This window comes from uncultured Kushneria sp., from assembly GCF_947497025.1.
Classification (GTDB): domain Bacteria; phylum Pseudomonadota; class Gammaproteobacteria; order Pseudomonadales; family Halomonadaceae; genus Kushneria.
Genome location: NZ_CANMFC010000001.1, coordinates 149,573 through 167,630, shown reverse-complemented (window position 1 = coordinate 167,630; position 18,058 = coordinate 149,573). Strand labels below are relative to the sequence as shown.

Sequence of the window (18,058 nt, the reverse complement as noted above, 5' to 3'; positions counted from 1 at the left end):
ACGTCCGTTGAAGGGATACCGTCTGAAAGGCCTTCCCACGGGGAAGGCCTGAAGTCGGTATCGACGACTCAAGATCTGAACAACACTAGGCGTCACCACCACGACAGTTCGGCGAATCGGGCCGCGCGTTGCCCCGCGCTTCCCACTGATCGGGCGTGTACAGATGCAGGGCAAGTGCATGCACCGGACCTGCGAGCTCATCGGAGAGTGCGGCATAGACCTGCTGATGACGCTTGACCGGCATCATGCCTTCAAACTGCTCGGAAATCAGCGTTACCTTGAAGTGCGTCTGTGAATTGGGCGGGACATGATGCTTGTGACTTTCGTTTTCGATGCTCAGCCACTGCGGCTCGAAAATGGCAAGCTTCTGCTCGATCAGCGCCGCAATGTCAGCGCCTTCAAGCGTATCCACCGAAGAAATTGTCATGGGTTATCACCTCCGGCATGTCAGATATTGTTGGTGGGCATGCATCACGGCGGCGGCCGGAAGGGTCATTCAACCGGTCTGCTGACGGTGCAGCATGCATATTCGTGACCCCGAAAGTATCAGCGCCACAATGGCAGAGGCCATGCCCATCCAGAGGGCCAGGCTCACCGTGACAGCGCTATCCATCGTGGCATTCATTATTCCAGAAAGCACCAGTGCAACCAAGGCAGCGCCAACAGACTGACCAAAGGTACGCACGCTGGCCAGCACGCCGGAGGCACTGCCACTGCGTGCCTTGGGCAGTGATCCCATCATTTCACGGTTATTGGGTGCCTGATAGAGGCCAAAGCCCAGTCCGCACAGGGCACTGCGCCACAGGATATCGATCGTTGTGGGTTGATCACTCAAAAGCGCCAGCGCCGCCAGCCCCGCCATGAACAACAAAAGCCCTATTGATGAGATGATTGGCGGACTGAAGCGGTCGGCCAGCCGCCCGCCCAGTGGCGCCCCGATCATGACACCCAGTGGCCAGGGCGTGAACAGAAAGGCCGATTCCAGCGGGGTGTAACCCTGCACATTCTGAAACAGAAAGGGCAGGCTGATAAACGCCATGCTCTGGGCCAGAAAGGAGAAAAACGAGGTCATCACCGCCATGGAAAAGCGCGTCTCGCGAAAGATGACCAGTGGCAGCAACGGGTTTTCAAAATGACGCTGACGCCAGATAAAGCCTGCCAGCGACGCCACACTCACCGCCAGAAGTACCGGCACGGTCCCAGAGCGCGACAGGTCGGCAATGCTGTCGAGCATGATGACAAAGGCCCCCAGCCCTACCGCTGACAGCACGGCGCCGAGCACATCAAACCGATAGCGGCTGCCCTGCTCCTGCGGCAGCGCCCGGATGGCCAACCAGATGGCGGCCACACCCAGCGGTACGTTGATCCAGAAAAGCCACGGCCAGCTCGCCACGGCGAGCACCAGTCCACCCAGCGCCGGCCCGCCGGCGACCGCCAGTGATACGGTCAGCGCGGTCAGCCCCATCGCCTGCCCCAGCAGTCGGGTCGGAAAGATGACCCGGTACAGGGAAGGCCCGATGCTCATCATGGCCGCCGAGCCCAGTCCCTGAATGGCGCGAAAAATGATCAGCCAGCCAAGCGATGGTGCCAGCGCGCACATTATCGAGGTCAGTACGAACAGGACCATGCCACCGATGTAAAGACGGTATCGCCCGATGCGATAGCCCAGTGCGGCAAAGGTCAGCATGGAGGCAGCGCCCACCAGCTGATAGACGTTGATGATCCAGACGGAAGCCGCAGAAGAGACGCCCAGTTCGCGGGCGATGGTCGGCAGGGCAATGTTGACGCTGTTGATGTTGAGCACCGCCATCAGCGACCCCGACATCAGGACCATCATGGCCAGAATACGCTGACGCGGAGGCAGGCCATCATCACCTTCACGCCAGGACAATAGTGCTTTCAAGAGGAGTTACCGATAGTGCGAGACAACGTGCGATCACGAGGAACAAAAACCGGGCAAAAAAGCTCACACCGGCCATGATGCCGGGCAAGCCTCCAGGTCATCTCAATGGAGAATGATCAGACCTCATCGGTATCCAGCAGCAGATCATCCTCGAAATCACTCTGCTCGAGCACCGCTTCCTCGTCCAGATCCACGCACAGATAGCTGTGCTCGACACGAAGAAAGAATTCAAAGGTGACTTCGTTGATGTCCGGCCAGTGGCGGGAATTTTCTTCCCAGGCGGACAGCTCGTTTTCAAGGATATCGGCAAAGCGTTCATGCAGGCAGGCCCGCAGTGCATCTTCCGTATCCATCTCGGGAATGAGGTAGATGGTACTTTCGCGTTCGGCATCCTCCAGCGTGAGATCATCCTCACCCTCGGTCGCTTCCAGCGAATTGATCCAGTCCACAAAGGCCTGTTTGGGACGCACGCTAAGTGCAGAGCGGTTCACCAGTTTCATTGCAACTCTCCCGGTTCGGGGCTGGTGGAAATCCTGTTCAAGCGCCCAAGTATGGCCGCCCGGGCGCGCCAACGCCATGATTCATCCGACCATTGGCGCACATCGGACATCCAGAGCCTGTCGGCCGCTGCGTTTTACTCTGCTTCCGGGCGCATGGCCGGGAACAGCAACACATCACGAATGGACGGCGCATCCGCCAGCAGCATGACCAGTCGGTCGATGCCAATGCCCTCACCTGCCGTCGGCGGCAGACCATACTCAAGGGCGCGGACGTAATCGGCGTCGTAGTACATCGCCTCGACATCGCCGGCGTCCTTCTCGGCCACCTGGGCGGCAAAGCGTTCGGCCTGATCCTCGGCGTCATTGAGCTCGGAGAAGCCGTTGGCGATCTCGCGCCCGCCCACGAAGAACTCGAAGCGGTCGGTCACGAACGGGTTGGCGTCGTTGCGACGCGCCAGCGGGCTGACCTCGGCCGGATATTCGGTGATAAAGGTCGGCCGCTCAAGGCGATGTTCGGCGACGGTTTCAAAGATCTCGGTCTGCAGCTTGCCAAGGCCCCAGCCCGGCTTGACCTCGATACCCAGCCGCCCGGCCAGCGCCGTGGCACGCTCGAGGCTGTCCAGCTCGCTCGACTCGATCCCGTGACCGTATTTCAGGATCGCGTCACGCAGGGTCAGGCGATCAAAGGGCCGGGAAAGATCAAACTCGGTGCCCTGATAGTGGATCAGGGTGGTGCCCACGGCCTTTTCGGCGGCAAAGCGCACCAGCGACTCGGTCAGATCAATCAGGTCGTGGTAGTCGGCATAGGCCCAGTAGAACTCGAGCATGGTGAATTCGGGGTTATGCCGGGTCGAGAGCCCTTCATTGCGGAAGTTGCGGTTGATCTCGAAGACCCGCTCGAAGCCGCCCACCACCAGACGCTTGAGATAAAGCTCCGGGGCAATGCGCAGATACATGTCGATATCCAGCGCATTGTGATGGGTAATGAAGGGACGCGCCGTGGCACCACCCGGAATCGGCTGCAGCATCGGCGTTTCGACTTCCATGAAGTCACGCTCGGTAAAGAACTGACGAATGGCGCTGATGACGGCGGCGCGAATGCGGAAGGTATCCCGCACTTCCGGATTCATGATCAGGTCCACATAGCGCTGACGATAGCGGGCTTCCTGATCGGTCAGGCCGTGGAACTTGTCCGGCAGCGGGCGCAGGCTCTTGGTCAGAAGCCGTGCGGTCTCCATCATCACATAGAGATCGCCCTTGCCGGACTTGTGCACCGGACCCTGACCAAAGACGATGTCGCCGATGTCCCAGCCCTTGATGTCTTCAAGCACCTCAGCGGGCAGGCCCTTTTTATCCACGTAGAGCTGGATCTGGCCGGAGGCGTCCTGAATGACGATAAAGGGGCCGCGCTTTCGCATGATGCGCCCGGCCACGGCTGCCTGGCGGCCCAGCGACTCCAGCGCTTCCTTGTCGTGCTCGCCCAGTTCTGCCTGGAGATCCGCTGCCAGACTGTCACGACGCAGATCATTGGGGAAGGCGCTGCCGCCCTCTGCACCGGCCTTCTCGCGGCGTGCGGCAAGCTTTGCCCGCCGCTCGGCGATCAGATGGTTTTCTTCGTGTTCGCTGCCTGCCTGCTGATCCTGATTCGCCATTACCTTGCCTATTGAAAATAACCGTCAATGGCAGGCTCGTGACAGCCTGCGGTTCATGTCTGACACTCATGTCTAACACGGTTCATGCCCGGCACGGGTCATGACTGAAGCACGCGATGCTGCAAAACGAGCCTGCCGGTCGGAAGTCGTCTCTTTAAAACGTCTCTTCCGATCAAAGCCCCTGCTTGAGGCTGGCCTCGATGAACTGATCCAGGTCGCCGTCGAGCACCTTTTCACAGTTGCTGGTCTGCACACCGGTGCGCAGATCCTTGATGCGCTGATCATCGAGCACATAGGAGCGGATCTGGCTGCCCCAGCCGATATCGGACTTGGAGTCCTCGGCCTGCTGTTTCTCGGCGCTGCGGCGCTGCATTTCCAGTTCCCAGAGCTTGGCCTTGAGCTGTTTCATCGCAAAATCGCGGTTGGCATGCTGGCTGCGCTGGGTCTGACAGGACACCACGACGCCGCTGGGCTCGTGGGTAATGCGCACCGCCGAGTCGGTGGTGTTGACGTGCTGGCCGCCGGCGCCCGACGAGCGATAGGTATCGACGCGCAGATCGGCCGGATTGATCTCGACCTCAAAGCTGTCATCGATCTCGGGAGAGAGAAACACCGAGGCGAACGACGTGTGCCGACGACCACCCGAATCGAACGGGCTCTTTCTGACCAGCCGATGCACGCCGGTTTCGGTGCGCAGCCAGCCAAAGGCGTACTCGCCCTGCACGTGGAGGGTGGCCGACTTGATGCCCGCCACATCCCCGGCCGAAATCTCGGTAATTTCCGCCTTGAAGCCGTGATGCTCGGCCCAGCGCAGATACATGCGCAGCAGGATGTTGGCCCAGTCCTGCGCCTCGGTACCACCGGAGCCGGCCTGGATATCCATATAAGCGTTGTTGGGGTCCATCTCGCCGGCAAACATGCGGCGGAATTCGAGCTTGGCCAGCTGCGTCTCGAAGCGGTCGAGATCACGACGAATTTCCGTCATGGTCTCCTCGTCCTCTTCCATGTGCGCCAGCTCATAGAGTTCGCCGTTGTCGCGAATGCCGCTTTCCAGCGCGTCGAGCGTGGTCACGATATCCTCGAGCTGCGCCCGCTCACGCCCCAGCTTCTGGGCATGCTCCGGATCGTTCCAGACGTTGGGGTTTTCCAGCTCGCGGGTTACTTCCTCGAGGCGGTCCTTGCGTTCGGCATAGTCAAAGATACCCCCTCAGGACGTCTGTCCGTTCGGACAGGTCCTTGAGGATATGATGAATGGGGGTCAATTCCTGCATGGTATCTCGCTCGGACAGGACGCTGGCGTCAAACACCGGCATCGCATGAGAGTTGAAAAACAAGGGGCGTTATTGTAGCCAAAGCACCACCTCCCCGTCACCCGCTACCCGGTATGCCCCGCCCTTTCACCATAAAAATGCCGCTTCCAGGCAGGTTGTTTTTGACAGTACACGGGAGTGCTGTGATCTTTCATTGATCCTTCATCGGCATCATCGGATAAACACGACCTGCAGGGACGCACAATGAACACAAAAATCATCAACACCAGAACGCTGGCGCTGCTTGGCGCGCTGGGCCTGACACTGACCACGCCACTGGCCACCGCTGCCACCCTCAATGTCGGCATCAGCGGCGACCCCGCCTCGCTTGACCCGGCCCGCGTCACCGGCGGCGTCTGGGAAGAAGATGTCCTGCGCGACATCTTCGAGGGCCTGGTGGCCATCGACGCTCAGGGACAGATCATTCCGGGTGTCGCGACCTCTTGGGAGACCAGCGATGACGGCAAAACCTACACCTTCCACCTGCGCGACGATGCCCGCTGGTCGGATGGCGAGCCGGTGACCGCCGATGACTTCGTCTTTGCCCTGCGCTATCAGATTGACCCGAAAACCGCCTCCAACTACGCCCACCGCCTCTATCCGGTCGTCAACGCCCGGAAAATTAACGCCGGCGAGGCCGAGCTCGACACCCTGGGGGTAGAAAGCCGTGATGACGGCAAAACGCTGGTCATTCATCTGACCGAGCCGGCTGCCTATTTTCTCAAGACGCTGGTGCTGCCGTTTGGCTACCCCATCCCTGAACATGTTGTGGAAGACAAGGGAGACAAGTGGAGCCAACCGGACAACATCGTGGTCAATGGCGCTTTCAAGCCGGTGCGCTGGGTCTCGAACTCGGAGCTCGACACGGTCAAAAATCCCGAGTTTCACGACGCCGGCAAGGTCTCGCTCGACGGCGTGAACTACTACCCCATCGAAGACAAGAACGCCGGCATTTCACGCTTTCGGGCCGGCGAACTCGATATCCTGCGTGACTTCCCCGCGGCGCGCTATCAGTGGCTTGAGCAGCAGATTCCCGATGCCGTGAAGATCACGCCATCGCTGGGCAGCTACTACTACGTCTTCAATCTGCGCGACGGCTCACCGGTCGCCGACAAGCGCGTGCGCGAGGCCCTCTCGCTGGCCATCCGGCGCGATATCATCAGTGAAAAGCTCCTCGATGGTGCCGTGACGCCTTCCATGTCACTGGTTCCGCCCGGGGTCAGCCACTACACCCCCGCCGCTCAGCCCGGCCTTGAGGATGACATGGACACGCGCATGAACCACGCCCGTAAACTCATGAAGGAAGCCGGTTATGGCCCCGACAAGCCGCTCAACCTGACGCTGCGCTATAACTCCGGCGATGAGCATCAGCGCATTGCCGTGGCGGTCGCGGCCATGTGGAAGCCACTGGGCGTGAATGTCGAGATGCGCAACAGTGAAGCCAACGTGCACTACTCGGATCTGATGCAGGGCGATTTTCAGGTGGCGCGCGCGGCCTGGATTTCAAGCTACGACGACGCGCAAAATTTCCTGCAGCTGCTGTCGGCCGAAACCAACAACTACGGTGACTATCAAAATCCCGAGTACAGCCAGCTGATCGCCCAATCCGACCGCGAGCTCGACAGTGACAAGCGCCGCGACATGATGCAGCGCGCCGAGAAGATGGCACTGGCCGACTACCCGCTGGCACCGATCTATACCTACGCCGCACGCAATCTGGTCAAGCCGTCGTTGTCCGGTTGGAACAACAACGCGCTCGACATGCATGCCTCGCGCTGGATTTCGATCAAGCCATCACCATAAGCGTTGATCGAGATCCTCGAAGGCGAGCATGACTCGCCTTCGAGGATCATCGTCACCCGGCCATGCCACCGTTTTCTGCTATCTCCTGCCCGGTTCAGACAGGTGTTTGAACAACCGGGCAACTCTGGACACATCCACTGACGCGGAGTAACTTCACAAAATCGTCATAAGCGATACTTCAGCTCGCGCCGCTATCCCGGACCGCGATAGCGATAACAACAACGCCAATCACCTCAGGTACCTTCATGCCCTCGATCCGTCCGCTGATGGGCGCGCTTGCGCTGTCATCCACCCTGTTTGCCTCTCCGCTTTATGCCCAAACCCTCAATATCGGCATCCTCGGTGAGCCTGCCTCGCTGGATACCTCTCAGGTCAGCGGTGGTACCTGGGAAAGCGATGTACTGCGGGATATCTACGAAGGCCTGCTCACGCAGGACCCTGAAGGCCACCGCATCCCGGGTGTGGCCAAATCCTGGGACATCAGTGAGGACGGTAAAACCTATACCTTCCATCTGCGTGATGATGCCAAATGGTCGGACGGGAAGCCGGTCACGGCCGAGGACTTCGTATTTGGCTGGCAGCATATGCTTGACCCCGCCAGCGCCTCCAAATACGCCTACATGCTCTATCCGGTCAAGAATGCCGAGGCAGTCAACACCGGCAAGATGCCAGCGGACCAGCTCGGCGTGGAATCACTCGATGACGGCAAGACCTTTCGCGTCACGCTCAAGGAACCGGCTCCCTATTTCCTCGGCATTCTGACCCATTACACGTCCTACCCGTTGCCAAAACACGTATTTGACCAGTACGGCAAGCAGTGGACGCAGATGGATCACATCCAGACCAACGGCGCCTACAAGCCGACCAGCTGGATTTCACACGATCACATTACGGCCGAAAAAAACCCCGAGTTTCACGATGCCGCCAACGTGGCCATCGATACCGTCAACTACTATCCCACCGAGGATCGCAATGCCGGCGTTTCGCGCTTTCGGGCCGGTGAACTTGATGTGATGCGCGAATACACCTCGGACCGCTATCAGTGGCTCAAGAAAAACCTGCCGGACGCCACCCACATGAGTCCGTTTCTGGGTTCCTATTACTACGTGCTGAACCATCGTGACGGCCATCCGACCGCTGATATTCGCGTGCGCGAAGCGCTCAATCTGGCAGTGCGACGCGAAGTACTGTCCAAGCAGATCATGGACAACACCTTCCTGCCGGCCAATGCGCTGGTGCCGCCGGGTACCAATCACTACGAGACGCAGCACATGACCCTCGACGGTGATGACATGAACGCGCGCCTGGCCGAGGCCAAAAAGCTGATGCAGGAGGCCGGCTATGGCCCGGACAAGCCGCTCAATCTGCGCCTGCGTTACAACTCAAGCGATGAGCATAAAAAGATCGCGATTGCGCTGGCCGCCATGTGGAAGCCGCTGGGCATCAACGTGCAGATGATCAACTCCGAGGCCACGGTGCACTACCAGGCCATACAAAGTGGCGACTTTGATGTGGCACGCGCCGGCTGGGTGGCTGACTACGATGATGCCGAAAACTTCCTGACCCTTTTGCATACCGGGGTGGGCAACAACTACGGCGCCTATTCCAATCCCGAGTACGACAAACTGCTCGACCAAGCCAACGTCACGCTGGATGAAGACAAGCGCGCCAGCCTGATGCAGCAGGCCGAGCAGGTCGCCCTCGGTGACTATGCGCTGGTGCCGCTTTTGACCTATGTCACCCGCAACCTGGTCAACCCAGAGCTTCAGGGCTGGGTTGACAACGTGCAGGATAACCATCCCTCTCGCTGGGTCAGCTTCAAGCAATAACTGCCCGGTGGCGGCATCCCTGTGATGCCGCCCACTTTTTGACGTTACTCGGGAATTTTCCATCATGACCAGGTGTCTTTCCAAAAGCTTTGGCGCGGCCCTGTTGCTGGCCTGCCCGCTGCTGGCCTGTCCCCTGTCAGCCCAGGCCGCCACGCTGGATATCGGTATCTATGGCGAGCCGGCCTCGCTGGACGCTGCGCGCGTCACCGGCGCCGTCTACGACAACGATGTGCTGGGTGATCTATTTGAAGGGCTGGTGACACTGGCCCCGGACGGCGATTACCAGCCGGGGGTGGCCAGAAACTGGTCGGTCTCCGATGACGGCCTGACCTGGACCTTCAACCTGCGCGACGACGCCCGCTGGTCCGATGGTGAACCGGTGACCGCCGGGGATTTCGTGCTCGCCTTTCAGCGCGCGCTCGATCCGGCCATCGCCTCGGTCTACGCCAATCTTCTCTATCCGCTCAAAAACGCTGCCGCCATCAACCGTGGCGAGGCCAGGGTGGCATCGCTGGGCGCCCGGGCCGTGAATGATCACCAGCTGAAAGTGACCCTCGAGCAGCCCACACCCTATCTGCCCACCCTGATGGCGCACATCATCGCAGCGCCGGTGCCCGCTCACCTGGTGCGCGAATATGGCAACGACTGGACGAAGCTTGAGCACATCGCCACCAACGGCGCCTTCATGCCCAGTCGCTGGGTCTCGCATGATCATATCGAGGCCGTGAAAAACCCGCAGTTTCATGATGCCGACAGCGTCACGCTGGATGGCGTCAACTACTACCTGGTCGAGGATCTTAATACCGGCCTGTCGCGCTTTCGCAGCGGCGATCTGGACGTGATGCGTGACTTCGATGCCAGCCGCTATCAGTGGTTGAAGGAAAACCTTGCCAGCGCCGTTCATTTGCACAATCAGCTCTCGACCTATTACTACGCGCTCAATAACCGCGACGGCCACCCGACCAGCGACGTGCGCGTGCGCGAGGCGCTTAACCTGGCGCTGCGACGTGACATCATCACGCAAAAGGTGTTACAGGGCGCCGCCAACCCGACCAGTTCGCTGGTCCCCGGCGGCACCGCGCATTATGACGTGCAGACCATGCCGGGCATGGAGGCACCCCTCGATGCGCGCCTGGACAAGGCCCGAGCGCTGTTAAAGGACGCCGGCTACGGCCCCGAGCACCCTCTGGAACTGCGCCTGCGGTTCAATTCCCGCGATGATCACCGCCGCATCGCCGTCGCGGCAGCCGCCATGTGGAAACCGCTGGGCGTCGATATCGAGATGGTCAACGCCGAGGCCAACGTGCATTACGCCGAGACCGCCCGCGGCGACTTTGATATCGCCCGCGCCAGCTGGGTGGCCGATTTTGATGACGCCAGCAATTTCTTAAGCATTCTCGCCTCCGGCAACGTCAAGAACTACGGCGGCTACCACAGCGCCGAATTCGACCGGCTGCTGGAACAGGCCGCGGCACAGCCCGATCAGGACAAGCGCCAGCAGCTGCTGGAGCAGGCCGAGCGTCAGGCGCTGGGCGACTATGCCATGGCGCCCATCTACGCCGATGCCGCCCGCAACCTGGTCAATCCGGACATGACCGGCTGGGAAGACAACGCCATCAACCGCCACCTGTCACGCTGGATCACGCTCGACCCGTAAACACTCCTGGGGCATGGTCAGCTCTGTCACCGTTGAGGCGCCGCCCGCAGCAGCGGCTATCACAGCGATGACTATGACCAGCTGGTCGAGCAAAGCAGCGAGACCATCGATACGGGCGAGCGCGCCGAACTTCTGACCCGTGCCCGGCAGCATCTGCTCGATGACTACGCCCTGCTGCCGCTTTACGATTACATCAACACCGCGCTGGTGTCAGAGCACGTTCATGGCCGGGAACCTTCCCCAATGGACGTGCACCCCCTGCGCTAATCAGCATCGAGGAGTAATCCCGTGTTTCATCTGTCCTTCCTGCGCCGAGGTAGACCGGCATGCTGAGCTATATCGCCAAGCGTCTGGCCATGGCCATTCCAACGCTTCTGATCGTGATCACGGCCTCGTTTTTTTTGATGCGGGTCGCGCCGGGCGGTCCGTTTGACGGCGAGCGCCAGCTCCCGCCGGAGATCGAGGCCAACCTGATGGCGGCCTATCACCTGGATGAGCCGCTGCCCATGCAGTATCTGCGCTACATGGGCAACCTGGTTCAGGGCGATTTCGGGCCATCGTTCAAGTACAAGGATTTCTCGGTCACCGACCTGATCGCTCAGGGCTTTCCGGTCAGTCTGGAACTCGGCGGGCTGGCGATTGCGCTGGCGCTGCTGCTAGGCATTCCCATGGGGGTGATGGCCGCGCTCAGGCGCAACACGACCGTGGATTATCTGCTGATGGGCACGGCGCTGGGCGGCATTGCCGTACCCAACTTCGTGATCGCCCCGCTGATGGCGCTCTTTTTCGGCGTCATTCTGGGCTGGCTGCCGGTGGGCGGCTGGAACGGCGGCGCCCTGCCCAATCTGGTGCTCCCGGTGGTGGCACTCGCCATCCAGCAGATTGCCTATATCGCCCGCATGATGCGCGCCTCGATGATCGAGGTGCTGGGCAGCCACTTCATCCGCACCGCTCGCGCCAAGGGGCTCAATGAACGTCAGGTGATCTGGCGCCACGCCCTGCGCCCGGCCATGCTGCCGGTGCTCTCCTATCTCGGCCCGGCCATCGCCGGGATCATCACCGGCTCGGTGGTCATCGAACAGATCTTCGGCCTGCCGGGCATCGGGCGCTACTTCGTTCAGGGCGCGCTCAACCGTGACTACACCCTCGTGATGGGCACGGTGGTGTTCTACGGCGTGCTGATCGTATTGATGAACCTGATTGTCGATCTGCTCTATTCGCTGTTCGACCCCCAAATTCGCTATGACGACTGATCGGAGCGCATCATGACTTCATCCCACGGTGCTCATGACACCCACGGCGCGCCCGGTACAACGGCAGACAGCGCTGACCATCTTCAGGGCGGTGGCAGCCCCAACCCGCCTCAGGCCCCCGTTGCCCAGCCCGGCGAGAGCCTCGCCCGCGAGGCCTGGCGCCGCCTGCGCCATAACCGTGCCGCCATGGCGAGCCTCATCCTGCTGGTACTGATGACCATCATCTGTATCGTCGGCCCCTGGTTGCTGCCCTGGGATCTGGCCGAAGTGGACTGGAACGCTTTTGGCGTGGCGCCGACGATGGAAGGCCAGCACTGGCTGGGCACCGATGCCAACGGCCGTGACCTTCTGACCCGCACCCTCTACGGTGGGCGTGTATCGCTATCCGTGGCGCTGGTGGCCACACTGGTGAGCCTGGTGATCGGCGTGCTGTATGGCGCGATCTCCGGCTATGTCGGCGGGCGCACCGACAACCTCATGATGCGCTTTGTCGACATCATGTACTCCCTGCCCTTCATGTTTCTGGTCATCCTGTTGATGGTGGTGTTCGGCCGAAACATCTTTTTGATCTACGCCGCCATCGGCGCAGTGGAGTGGCTCGACATGGCGCGCATCGTGCGTGGCCAGACGCTGTCGCTCAAGCGCCGCGAATTCATCGAAGCCGCCCACGCCCTGGGCGTGCGGGATTCAAAGATCGTTACCCGCCATCTGATTCCCAACTCGATCGGGCCGGTCATCATCTATGTGACGCTGACGGTGCCCAAGGTGATTCTGCTGGAGAGTTTCCTGTCGTTTCTGGGCCTGGGCGTCCAGGAGCCGCTCACCAGCTGGGGCGTTCTGATCAGTGAGGGGACCTCCAACATGCAGGGCGCGCCCTGGATGCTGATCGTGCCAGCGGCGTTTCTGGCCGTGACGCTTTTCTGTCTCAACTTCCTGGGCGACGGGCTGCGTGACGCCCTCGACCCGCGTACCCGCTAAGGAGTCCTCCATGTCGACACCCCTGCTTGAGATCGACAATCTAAAGGTGGACTTTGAACTGCCCACCGGTACCGTTTCCGCCGTCAAGGGCGTCAGCTTCCACATCAATCAGGGCGAGACCGTCGCGCTGGTGGGCGAGTCCGGCTCCGGCAAGTCGGTCACCTCGACGGCATTGATGCGCCTGTTACCGGAAATGGCCAGAATTTCCGGCGCCATTCGTCTGGACGGTGAGGACCTGACCCAGGTCAGTGCCGCGCGGATGCGGCGGCTGCGCGGCAACGAGTTCTCGATGATCTTTCAGGAGCCGATGACCTCGCTCAATCCGCTGCACCGGATCGGTCGCCAGATTGCCGAAGTCCTTCATCGCCATCGCGGCATGTCCGGCAGTGAAGCGCGCACGCGAGTGCTGGGACTGCTGGATCAGGTCGGCATTCCCGACCCCGAACGGCGCATTTCAAGCTACCCGCATGAGCTTTCCGGCGGCCAGCGCCAGCGGGTCATGATCGCCATGGCGCTGGCCTGCGAGCCGCGCCTGCTGATCGCCGACGAGCCCACCACGGCACTTGATGTCACCGTGCAGGCCCAGATTCTTGATCTGCTTCGGAATCTGCAGAAGCGCTATGGCATGGCCATCCTGTTCATCACCCATGATCTGAGCCTGGTCCGCCGCTTTGCCGAGCGGGTCTGTGTGATGCGCTACGGCGAGCTGGTCGAGTCCGGTGACACCACTAAGGTTTTCAATGACCCGCAGCACGACTACACCCGCATGCTGCTGGACGCCGAACCGCGTGGCAGCAAGGCGGCGGTGGCAGAGGATGCGCCGGTCCTGCTCAGTGGCCGGGACGTTCGCGTACGCTTTACCACCAAAAAGCGTCTGTTCGGTAAAAGCGACTATTTCGAAGCCGTACGCGGGATTGATCTGACCGTGCGACGCGGTCAGACCGTCGGCATTGTCGGCGAGTCGGGCTCGGGCAAGTCAACGCTGGGGCGGGCACTGCTCAGACTTTTAAAAAGCCAGGGGCAATTACGCTTTGAAGACACCGACATCACGGACTTTGACAAGTCCCGTATGCGGCCGCTGCGCTCGCGCATGCAGGTGGTCTTTCAGGACCCCTTCGGCTCGCTGTCACCGCGTCTGACCGTCGGCGAAATCATCAGTGAAGGGCTCAAGGTCCACTTCCCCGAACTTGATCGGCGCGAGCGCGAAACACGGGTCATCGAATCACTGGAAGAAGTGGCGCTGGACCCGGCGATGCGCAAACGCTATCCGCACGAGTTCTCCGGCGGCCAGCGCCAGCGCATTGCCATTGCCCGCGCGCTGGTACTCAAACCCGACTTTCTGCTGCTGGATGAACCCACCTCGGCACTGGACCGCTCGGTGCAGATGACGGTGATCGAGCTTCTGCGCCATCTGCAGCAGAAATACAACCTGACCTATGTGTTCATCAGCCACGATCTCGCCGTGGTCCGGGCGCTGTCCGACACCGTGCTGGTCATGAAAGAGGGTCAGGTGGTTGAACAGGGCAGCGCAGAGAGCATCTTCAAGGCACCGCGCGAGGCGTACACGAAAGCACTTCTGAAAGCAGCGTTTCTCGACACTGCCGCCTGAACCCCCGGAGCAATCCGTTTTTAGCCAACAGCTGTCACTATGCTCGCACGCTACGATTTCCAACCGGATGCTGGCATGACCCCAGACCCTCGCCCTTGTCGGCGGGGGTTTTTTATGGGCGCAGGCGTCCGCCTTGACCCTGTGGCCACCCCAGGGTTTTATGCTGAGCACATGACAGGCAACCGGCAGGTGATGACATGAAAATCGGTGAACTGGCCGAACGGGGCAATGTGACCCACGAAACCATTCGTCACTACGTCCATCAGGGGCTGATCCATGCCGAGCGCAATCCCAATAACGGCTATCAGCTGTTTGACGACGAGGCGCTCAGGCGGCTGCGCTTTATCAACCGTGCCCGGACACTGGGCTTTAGCCTCAAGGAGGTCGGGGAGATCTTTGCCCACACCGATCACGGTGACTCCCCCTGCCCCATGGTGCGTGATCTTCTAAGCACTCGGCTGCCCGAGGTCAGAGCGCAGATTCAGGAGCTGAAGCAGCTGGCCGATCGCATGGAAGCGGCGCTGGATGTCTGGGCCTCCATGCCGGATGGCGCTCCCGATGGCCGCACGCTGTGTCAGCTTATCGAACACTGGAACGATTCGCGCACCGAAGGGAGTGCACGCGACACCGGGAGTGCTCATGTCTCATGATCATCGACTCACCCTGAACGGCCTGCACTGCGGTGGCTGCGTCAAGCGCACCCGCACCGCGCTGGAGGCCCTCGACCCCGAGGCCCGCATCGAACTCGATGTGGACCACCTTGCCATGCGTACCGACTGTTCCCTTGAAGCTGTCATCAGGGCGGTGGAAGGAGCCGGCTTTCAGGCCACACCGGCTGAAGACATGCCCCACCATCACCAGCTGGCTCTTGAGGGCCTGCACTGCGGCGGCTGCGTCAAGCGCACCCGTACCGCGCTGGAAGCCCTTGATCCAAAGGCGAAGATCGACATCGATACCCGACATCTGTCGATAACCACCCACACATCGCGGGGGGAGGTCATCCGCGCCGTGGAAGACGCGGGCTATCGGGCCACGCCCGTCGAAAGCGCGCCGGCGCCGCAGCCCGAGCCCGAGCCCGAAACTACTAAAAGGGCGGATACTGAAGAGGCTGTCGAGCAGGCTGACGCCGATACTGCAACGCCGCCGGACAGGGCCCCGGGAGACGCCATCGAACTCCAGCTGTCCGGCATTACCTGCGCCGGCTGTGTCCGCACCATCCAGAACGCCCTGGATCACGTCGACGGCGTCGATGAGGCCCAGGTCAACTTTGCCACCCGCAGCGCCCGGGTACGCGGCAGCGCCACGTCCGATGACCTGATCCAGGCGGTCGAGCGGGCCGGCTACGGCGCCGAGGTGATCGAGAGTATCGAACAGGGCGAGGCCCGCCGCGGCGAGCTGGAGCAGCAGAGCTATCGTCGCAGGCTGCGCGATACCTGGCTGGCGCTGGTGCCGGGCATGGCGCTGATGCTGTCGATGTTCTTTCACCATCCACGGCTTGAAGGCAGCGAGCGCTGGGTATGGGTCGCCATTGGCGTGGGCGTACTGGGCATCATGTGGGTGGCCGGACGCGGCTTTTATGATGCCGCCCTGAAGGCCGTGCGCCACCGCATCGCCAACATGGATCTGCTGATCGCGATCGGCACGGCCACCGCCTGGCTCTACTCGATGTTTGTCGCGCTTTTCCCCGCCACCGTGCCGGAGGCCGCGCGCGCGCTCTATCTGGAAGCGCCACTGATGATCATCGGCCTGGTGAGCCTGGGTCAGGCGATCGAGACCCGTTCGCGCGGACGTACCTCGAAGGCGCTGTCGCAGCTGGTGTCGTTGCGCGCCAGCACGGCGCGGGTGATCCGCGACCGTCAGGAAGTCGATGTGCCCATCGATGAGGTGGCCCGGGGCGATCTTGTCCGCCTGCGCCCCGGCGAGCGGGTACCGGTGGATGGTGAGGTGGTCGAGGGCCGCAGCCATGTCGATGAGTCGATGCTGACCGGCGAGCCGCTACCGGTGGCCCGTGAAGCCGGCGACCGGGTATCCGCCGGCACGCTCAACACGAAAGGGACACTGACCCTGCGCGCCACCCGGGTGGGCAGCGACACCAGCCTGTCGCGCATTATCGAGCAGGTACGTCAGGCGCAGGGCTCGCGCCCGCCCATCAGCCGTCTGGCCGACCGGGTCGCCAGCATCTTTGTCCCGGCGGTCATGATCGCTGCCGTCCTCACGGCGCTGATCTGGTTCAACCTGGGGGCCGAGCCGCGCATCACGCACATGCTGATCACGGCCACCTCGGTGCTGATCATCGCCTGTCCCTGCGCCCTGGGGCTGGCCACACCGATTTCGACCATGATCGGGGTGGGCCGCGCCGCCAGCGCCGGCATTCTGATCCGTCATGGCGAGTCGCTGCAGCGGATCGGCGAGCTGACCGCGCTGGTGGTCGACAAGACCGGGACCCTGACCGAGGGCAGACCGCGCGTCACCGACAGCGTCTGGCTGGAGGAGGATCATGACCAGGCACTGGCGCTGCTGGCCGGTCTGGAACGCGGCTCGGAGCATCCGCTGGCCAGTGCCGTGCTGGCGTACTGCGACGAGCAGCAGATCGAATCGGTCGAGGTCACACACTTTGAGGCCCTTTCCGGCCGCGGGGTCACGGCCACCGGCCCCCGCGGCGAGCGGCTGGCGCTGGGCAATGCGGCATTGATGCATGACCACCATGTGGCCCTTGACGAGGTCCGCGGCACCGTCAGTGCGTGGGAGGATCAGGCGCGAAGCGTGCTGCATTTTGCCATCGATGGCCGGCTGGTCGCGCTGCTGGCCGTGCAGGACCCGCTGCGCGACGATGCCAGAGCGGCGATCGAGCGGCTGCATGCTCGCCATCTGCGCGTGGTGATGCTGACCGGTGACGCCGAGCCCACGGCGCAGGCGATCGCTCGGCAGGCAGGCATCGATGAGGTACACGCCGACCTTCTGCCCGAGGACAAGCAGACCCATATCGAGCGGCTGCGCCGCGAGGGTTACGTGGTCGGCATGGCCGGTGACGGCATCAACGACGCCCCGGCACTGGCGGGCGCCGATGTCGGCTTTGCCATGGGTGCCGGCAGCGATGTGGCGATCGAATCGGCCGGCGCGGCCCTGATGCGCGATTCGCTGCACGGCATCAGCGACGCCATCGACCTGAGCCGCGCCACGATCAGGAACATCAAGCAGAACCTATGGGGCGCCTTTGCCTATAACACGCTGGGCATCCCGATTGCCGCCGGCGTGCTCTACCCGCTGACCGGCACCCTGCTCTCGCCCATGGTGGCGGCACTGGCGATGGCGGCCTCCTCGGTGACGGTGGTCACCAATGCCAATCGGCTGCGCCACTTCACGCCGGAACGTATCGCCCCTGCACGCAGCGAGACATCCAACTCAAACGCGGAGGCAATATCATGAGCCTGTTGATCAATGCCCTGGGCGTCATGCTGATTGTACTGATCGCCTGGTGGTTCTGGGGCGGTCGGAAGGACACATGACAGCGTGGGCCGGCTGGCCCACACTGGCCTTTCAGATCCATGCATAGGGAGTCTTTCT

13 protein-coding genes are annotated in these 18,058 nt (G+C 61.8%); 8 read left to right on the top strand and 5 right to left on the bottom strand.

What is annotated here, in order from left to right:
- Positions 1–85 precede the first annotated feature (85 nt).
- The 5 genes from Q0931_RS00815 to prfB form a co-directional block, all read right to left on the bottom strand.
- Positions 86–427, bottom strand: a complete 342-nt coding sequence (locus Q0931_RS00815; protein WP_299256284.1) for a BolA/IbaG family iron-sulfur metabolism protein — start codon at positions 425–427, stop codon at positions 86–88.
- Between the two features lie 69 nt (positions 428–496).
- The gene (locus tag Q0931_RS00810; RefSeq protein ID WP_299256282.1) at positions 497–1,903 is read right to left on the bottom strand and encodes a DHA2 family efflux MFS transporter permease subunit; all 1,407 of its coding nucleotides are present in this window, start codon (positions 1,901–1,903) and stop codon (positions 497–499) included.
- A 116-nt stretch (positions 1,904–2,019) separates the two neighbouring features.
- The gene (locus tag Q0931_RS00805) at positions 2,020–2,403 is read right to left on the bottom strand and encodes a hypothetical protein (protein WP_299256280.1); all 384 of its coding nucleotides are present in this window, start codon (positions 2,401–2,403) and stop codon (positions 2,020–2,022) included.
- A 134-nt stretch (positions 2,404–2,537) separates the two neighbouring features.
- Positions 2,538–4,055 carry a lysine--tRNA ligase gene (gene lysS / locus Q0931_RS00800; RefSeq protein ID WP_299256278.1) on the bottom strand — a complete coding sequence of 506 codons (1,518 nt, stop codon included), beginning with the start codon at positions 4,053–4,055 and terminating at the stop codon, positions 2,538–2,540.
- 172 nt (positions 4,056–4,227) lie between these two features.
- Positions 4,228–5,326 (bottom strand): peptide chain release factor 2 gene (prfB, locus tag Q0931_RS00795; RefSeq protein ID WP_299256276.1). Its coding sequence is split into 2 segments (ribosomal slippage): positions 4,228–5,250 and positions 5,252–5,326, totalling 1,098 coding nucleotides; the frame shifts between segments, so codons are not numbered across the junction.
- A gap of 243 nt (positions 5,327–5,569) precedes the next feature.
- Here prfB and Q0931_RS00790 point away from each other — a divergent pair.
- From Q0931_RS00790 to Q0931_RS00755, 8 genes are all read left to right on the top strand, one after another.
- Complete coding sequence (locus Q0931_RS00790; RefSeq protein ID WP_299256274.1) at positions 5,570–7,168, top strand: peptide ABC transporter substrate-binding protein; 1,599 nt, start codon at positions 5,570–5,572, stop codon at positions 7,166–7,168.
- A 245-nt stretch (positions 7,169–7,413) separates the two neighbouring features.
- Positions 7,414–8,997, top strand: coding sequence for a peptide ABC transporter substrate-binding protein (locus Q0931_RS00785; RefSeq protein WP_299256272.1), 1,584 nt, complete (start codon positions 7,414–7,416; stop codon positions 8,995–8,997).
- A 64-nt stretch (positions 8,998–9,061) separates the two neighbouring features.
- Positions 9,062–10,654: a peptide ABC transporter substrate-binding protein gene (locus tag Q0931_RS00780; protein WP_299256270.1), complete on the top strand. Its 1,593-nt coding sequence runs from the start codon at positions 9,062–9,064 to the stop codon at positions 10,652–10,654.
- Positions 10,655–10,980: 326 nt separating this feature from the next.
- On the top strand, positions 10,981–11,907 hold the full coding sequence (gene oppB, locus Q0931_RS00775) for an oligopeptide ABC transporter permease OppB (RefSeq protein ID WP_299256268.1): 927 nt from the start codon (positions 10,981–10,983) through the stop codon (positions 11,905–11,907).
- Between the two features lie 12 nt (positions 11,908–11,919).
- Entirely contained in the window at positions 11,920–12,885 is a 966-nt protein-coding gene (locus tag Q0931_RS00770) for an ABC transporter permease subunit (RefSeq protein ID WP_299256266.1), read from the top strand.
- 10 nt (positions 12,886–12,895) lie between these two features.
- Positions 12,896–14,494, top strand: coding sequence for an ABC transporter ATP-binding protein (locus Q0931_RS00765; protein ID WP_299256264.1), 1,599 nt, complete (start codon positions 12,896–12,898; stop codon positions 14,492–14,494).
- Between the two features lie 197 nt (positions 14,495–14,691).
- Complete coding sequence (locus Q0931_RS00760; protein WP_299256262.1) at positions 14,692–15,144, top strand: MerR family DNA-binding protein; 453 nt, start codon at positions 14,692–14,694, stop codon at positions 15,142–15,144.
- The gene (locus tag Q0931_RS00755; RefSeq protein WP_366941555.1) at positions 15,134–17,920 is read left to right on the top strand and encodes a heavy metal translocating P-type ATPase; all 2,787 of its coding nucleotides are present in this window, start codon (positions 15,134–15,136) and stop codon (positions 17,918–17,920) included. The genes Q0931_RS00760 and Q0931_RS00755 overlap by 11 nt, the downstream gene beginning before the upstream one ends.
- Positions 17,921–18,058 lie beyond the last annotated feature (138 nt).

Excerpts from the sequence above, each read along its gene's own strand:
- Q0931_RS00770 (WP_299256266.1), top strand. The coding sequence starts at position 11,920 with ATGACTTCATCCCACGGTGCTCATGACACCCACGGCGCGCCCGGTACA.
- Q0931_RS00755 (WP_366941555.1), top strand. The coding sequence starts at position 15,134 with ATGTCTCATGATCATCGACTCACCCTGAACGGCCTGCACTGCGGTGGC.
- Q0931_RS00760 (WP_299256262.1), top strand. The coding sequence starts at position 14,692 with ATGAAAATCGGTGAACTGGCCGAACGGGGCAATGTGACCCACGAAACC.
- Q0931_RS00815 (WP_299256284.1), bottom strand. The coding sequence starts at position 427 with ATGACAATTTCTTCGGTGGATACGCTTGAAGGCGCTGACATTGCGGCG.
- Q0931_RS00785 (WP_299256272.1), top strand. The coding sequence starts at position 7,414 with ATGCCCTCGATCCGTCCGCTGATGGGCGCGCTTGCGCTGTCATCCACC.
- Q0931_RS00765 (WP_299256264.1), top strand. The coding sequence starts at position 12,896 with ATGTCGACACCCCTGCTTGAGATCGACAATCTAAAGGTGGACTTTGAA.
- Q0931_RS00805 (WP_299256280.1), bottom strand. The coding sequence starts at position 2,403 with ATGAAACTGGTGAACCGCTCTGCACTTAGCGTGCGTCCCAAACAGGCC.
- Q0931_RS00790 (WP_299256274.1), top strand. The coding sequence starts at position 5,570 with ATGAACACAAAAATCATCAACACCAGAACGCTGGCGCTGCTTGGCGCG.
- lysS (WP_299256278.1), bottom strand. The coding sequence starts at position 4,055 with ATGGCGAATCAGGATCAGCAGGCAGGCAGCGAACACGAAGAAAACCAT.
- Q0931_RS00780 (WP_299256270.1), top strand. The coding sequence starts at position 9,062 with ATGACCAGGTGTCTTTCCAAAAGCTTTGGCGCGGCCCTGTTGCTGGCC.
- oppB (WP_299256268.1), top strand. The coding sequence starts at position 10,981 with ATGCTGAGCTATATCGCCAAGCGTCTGGCCATGGCCATTCCAACGCTT.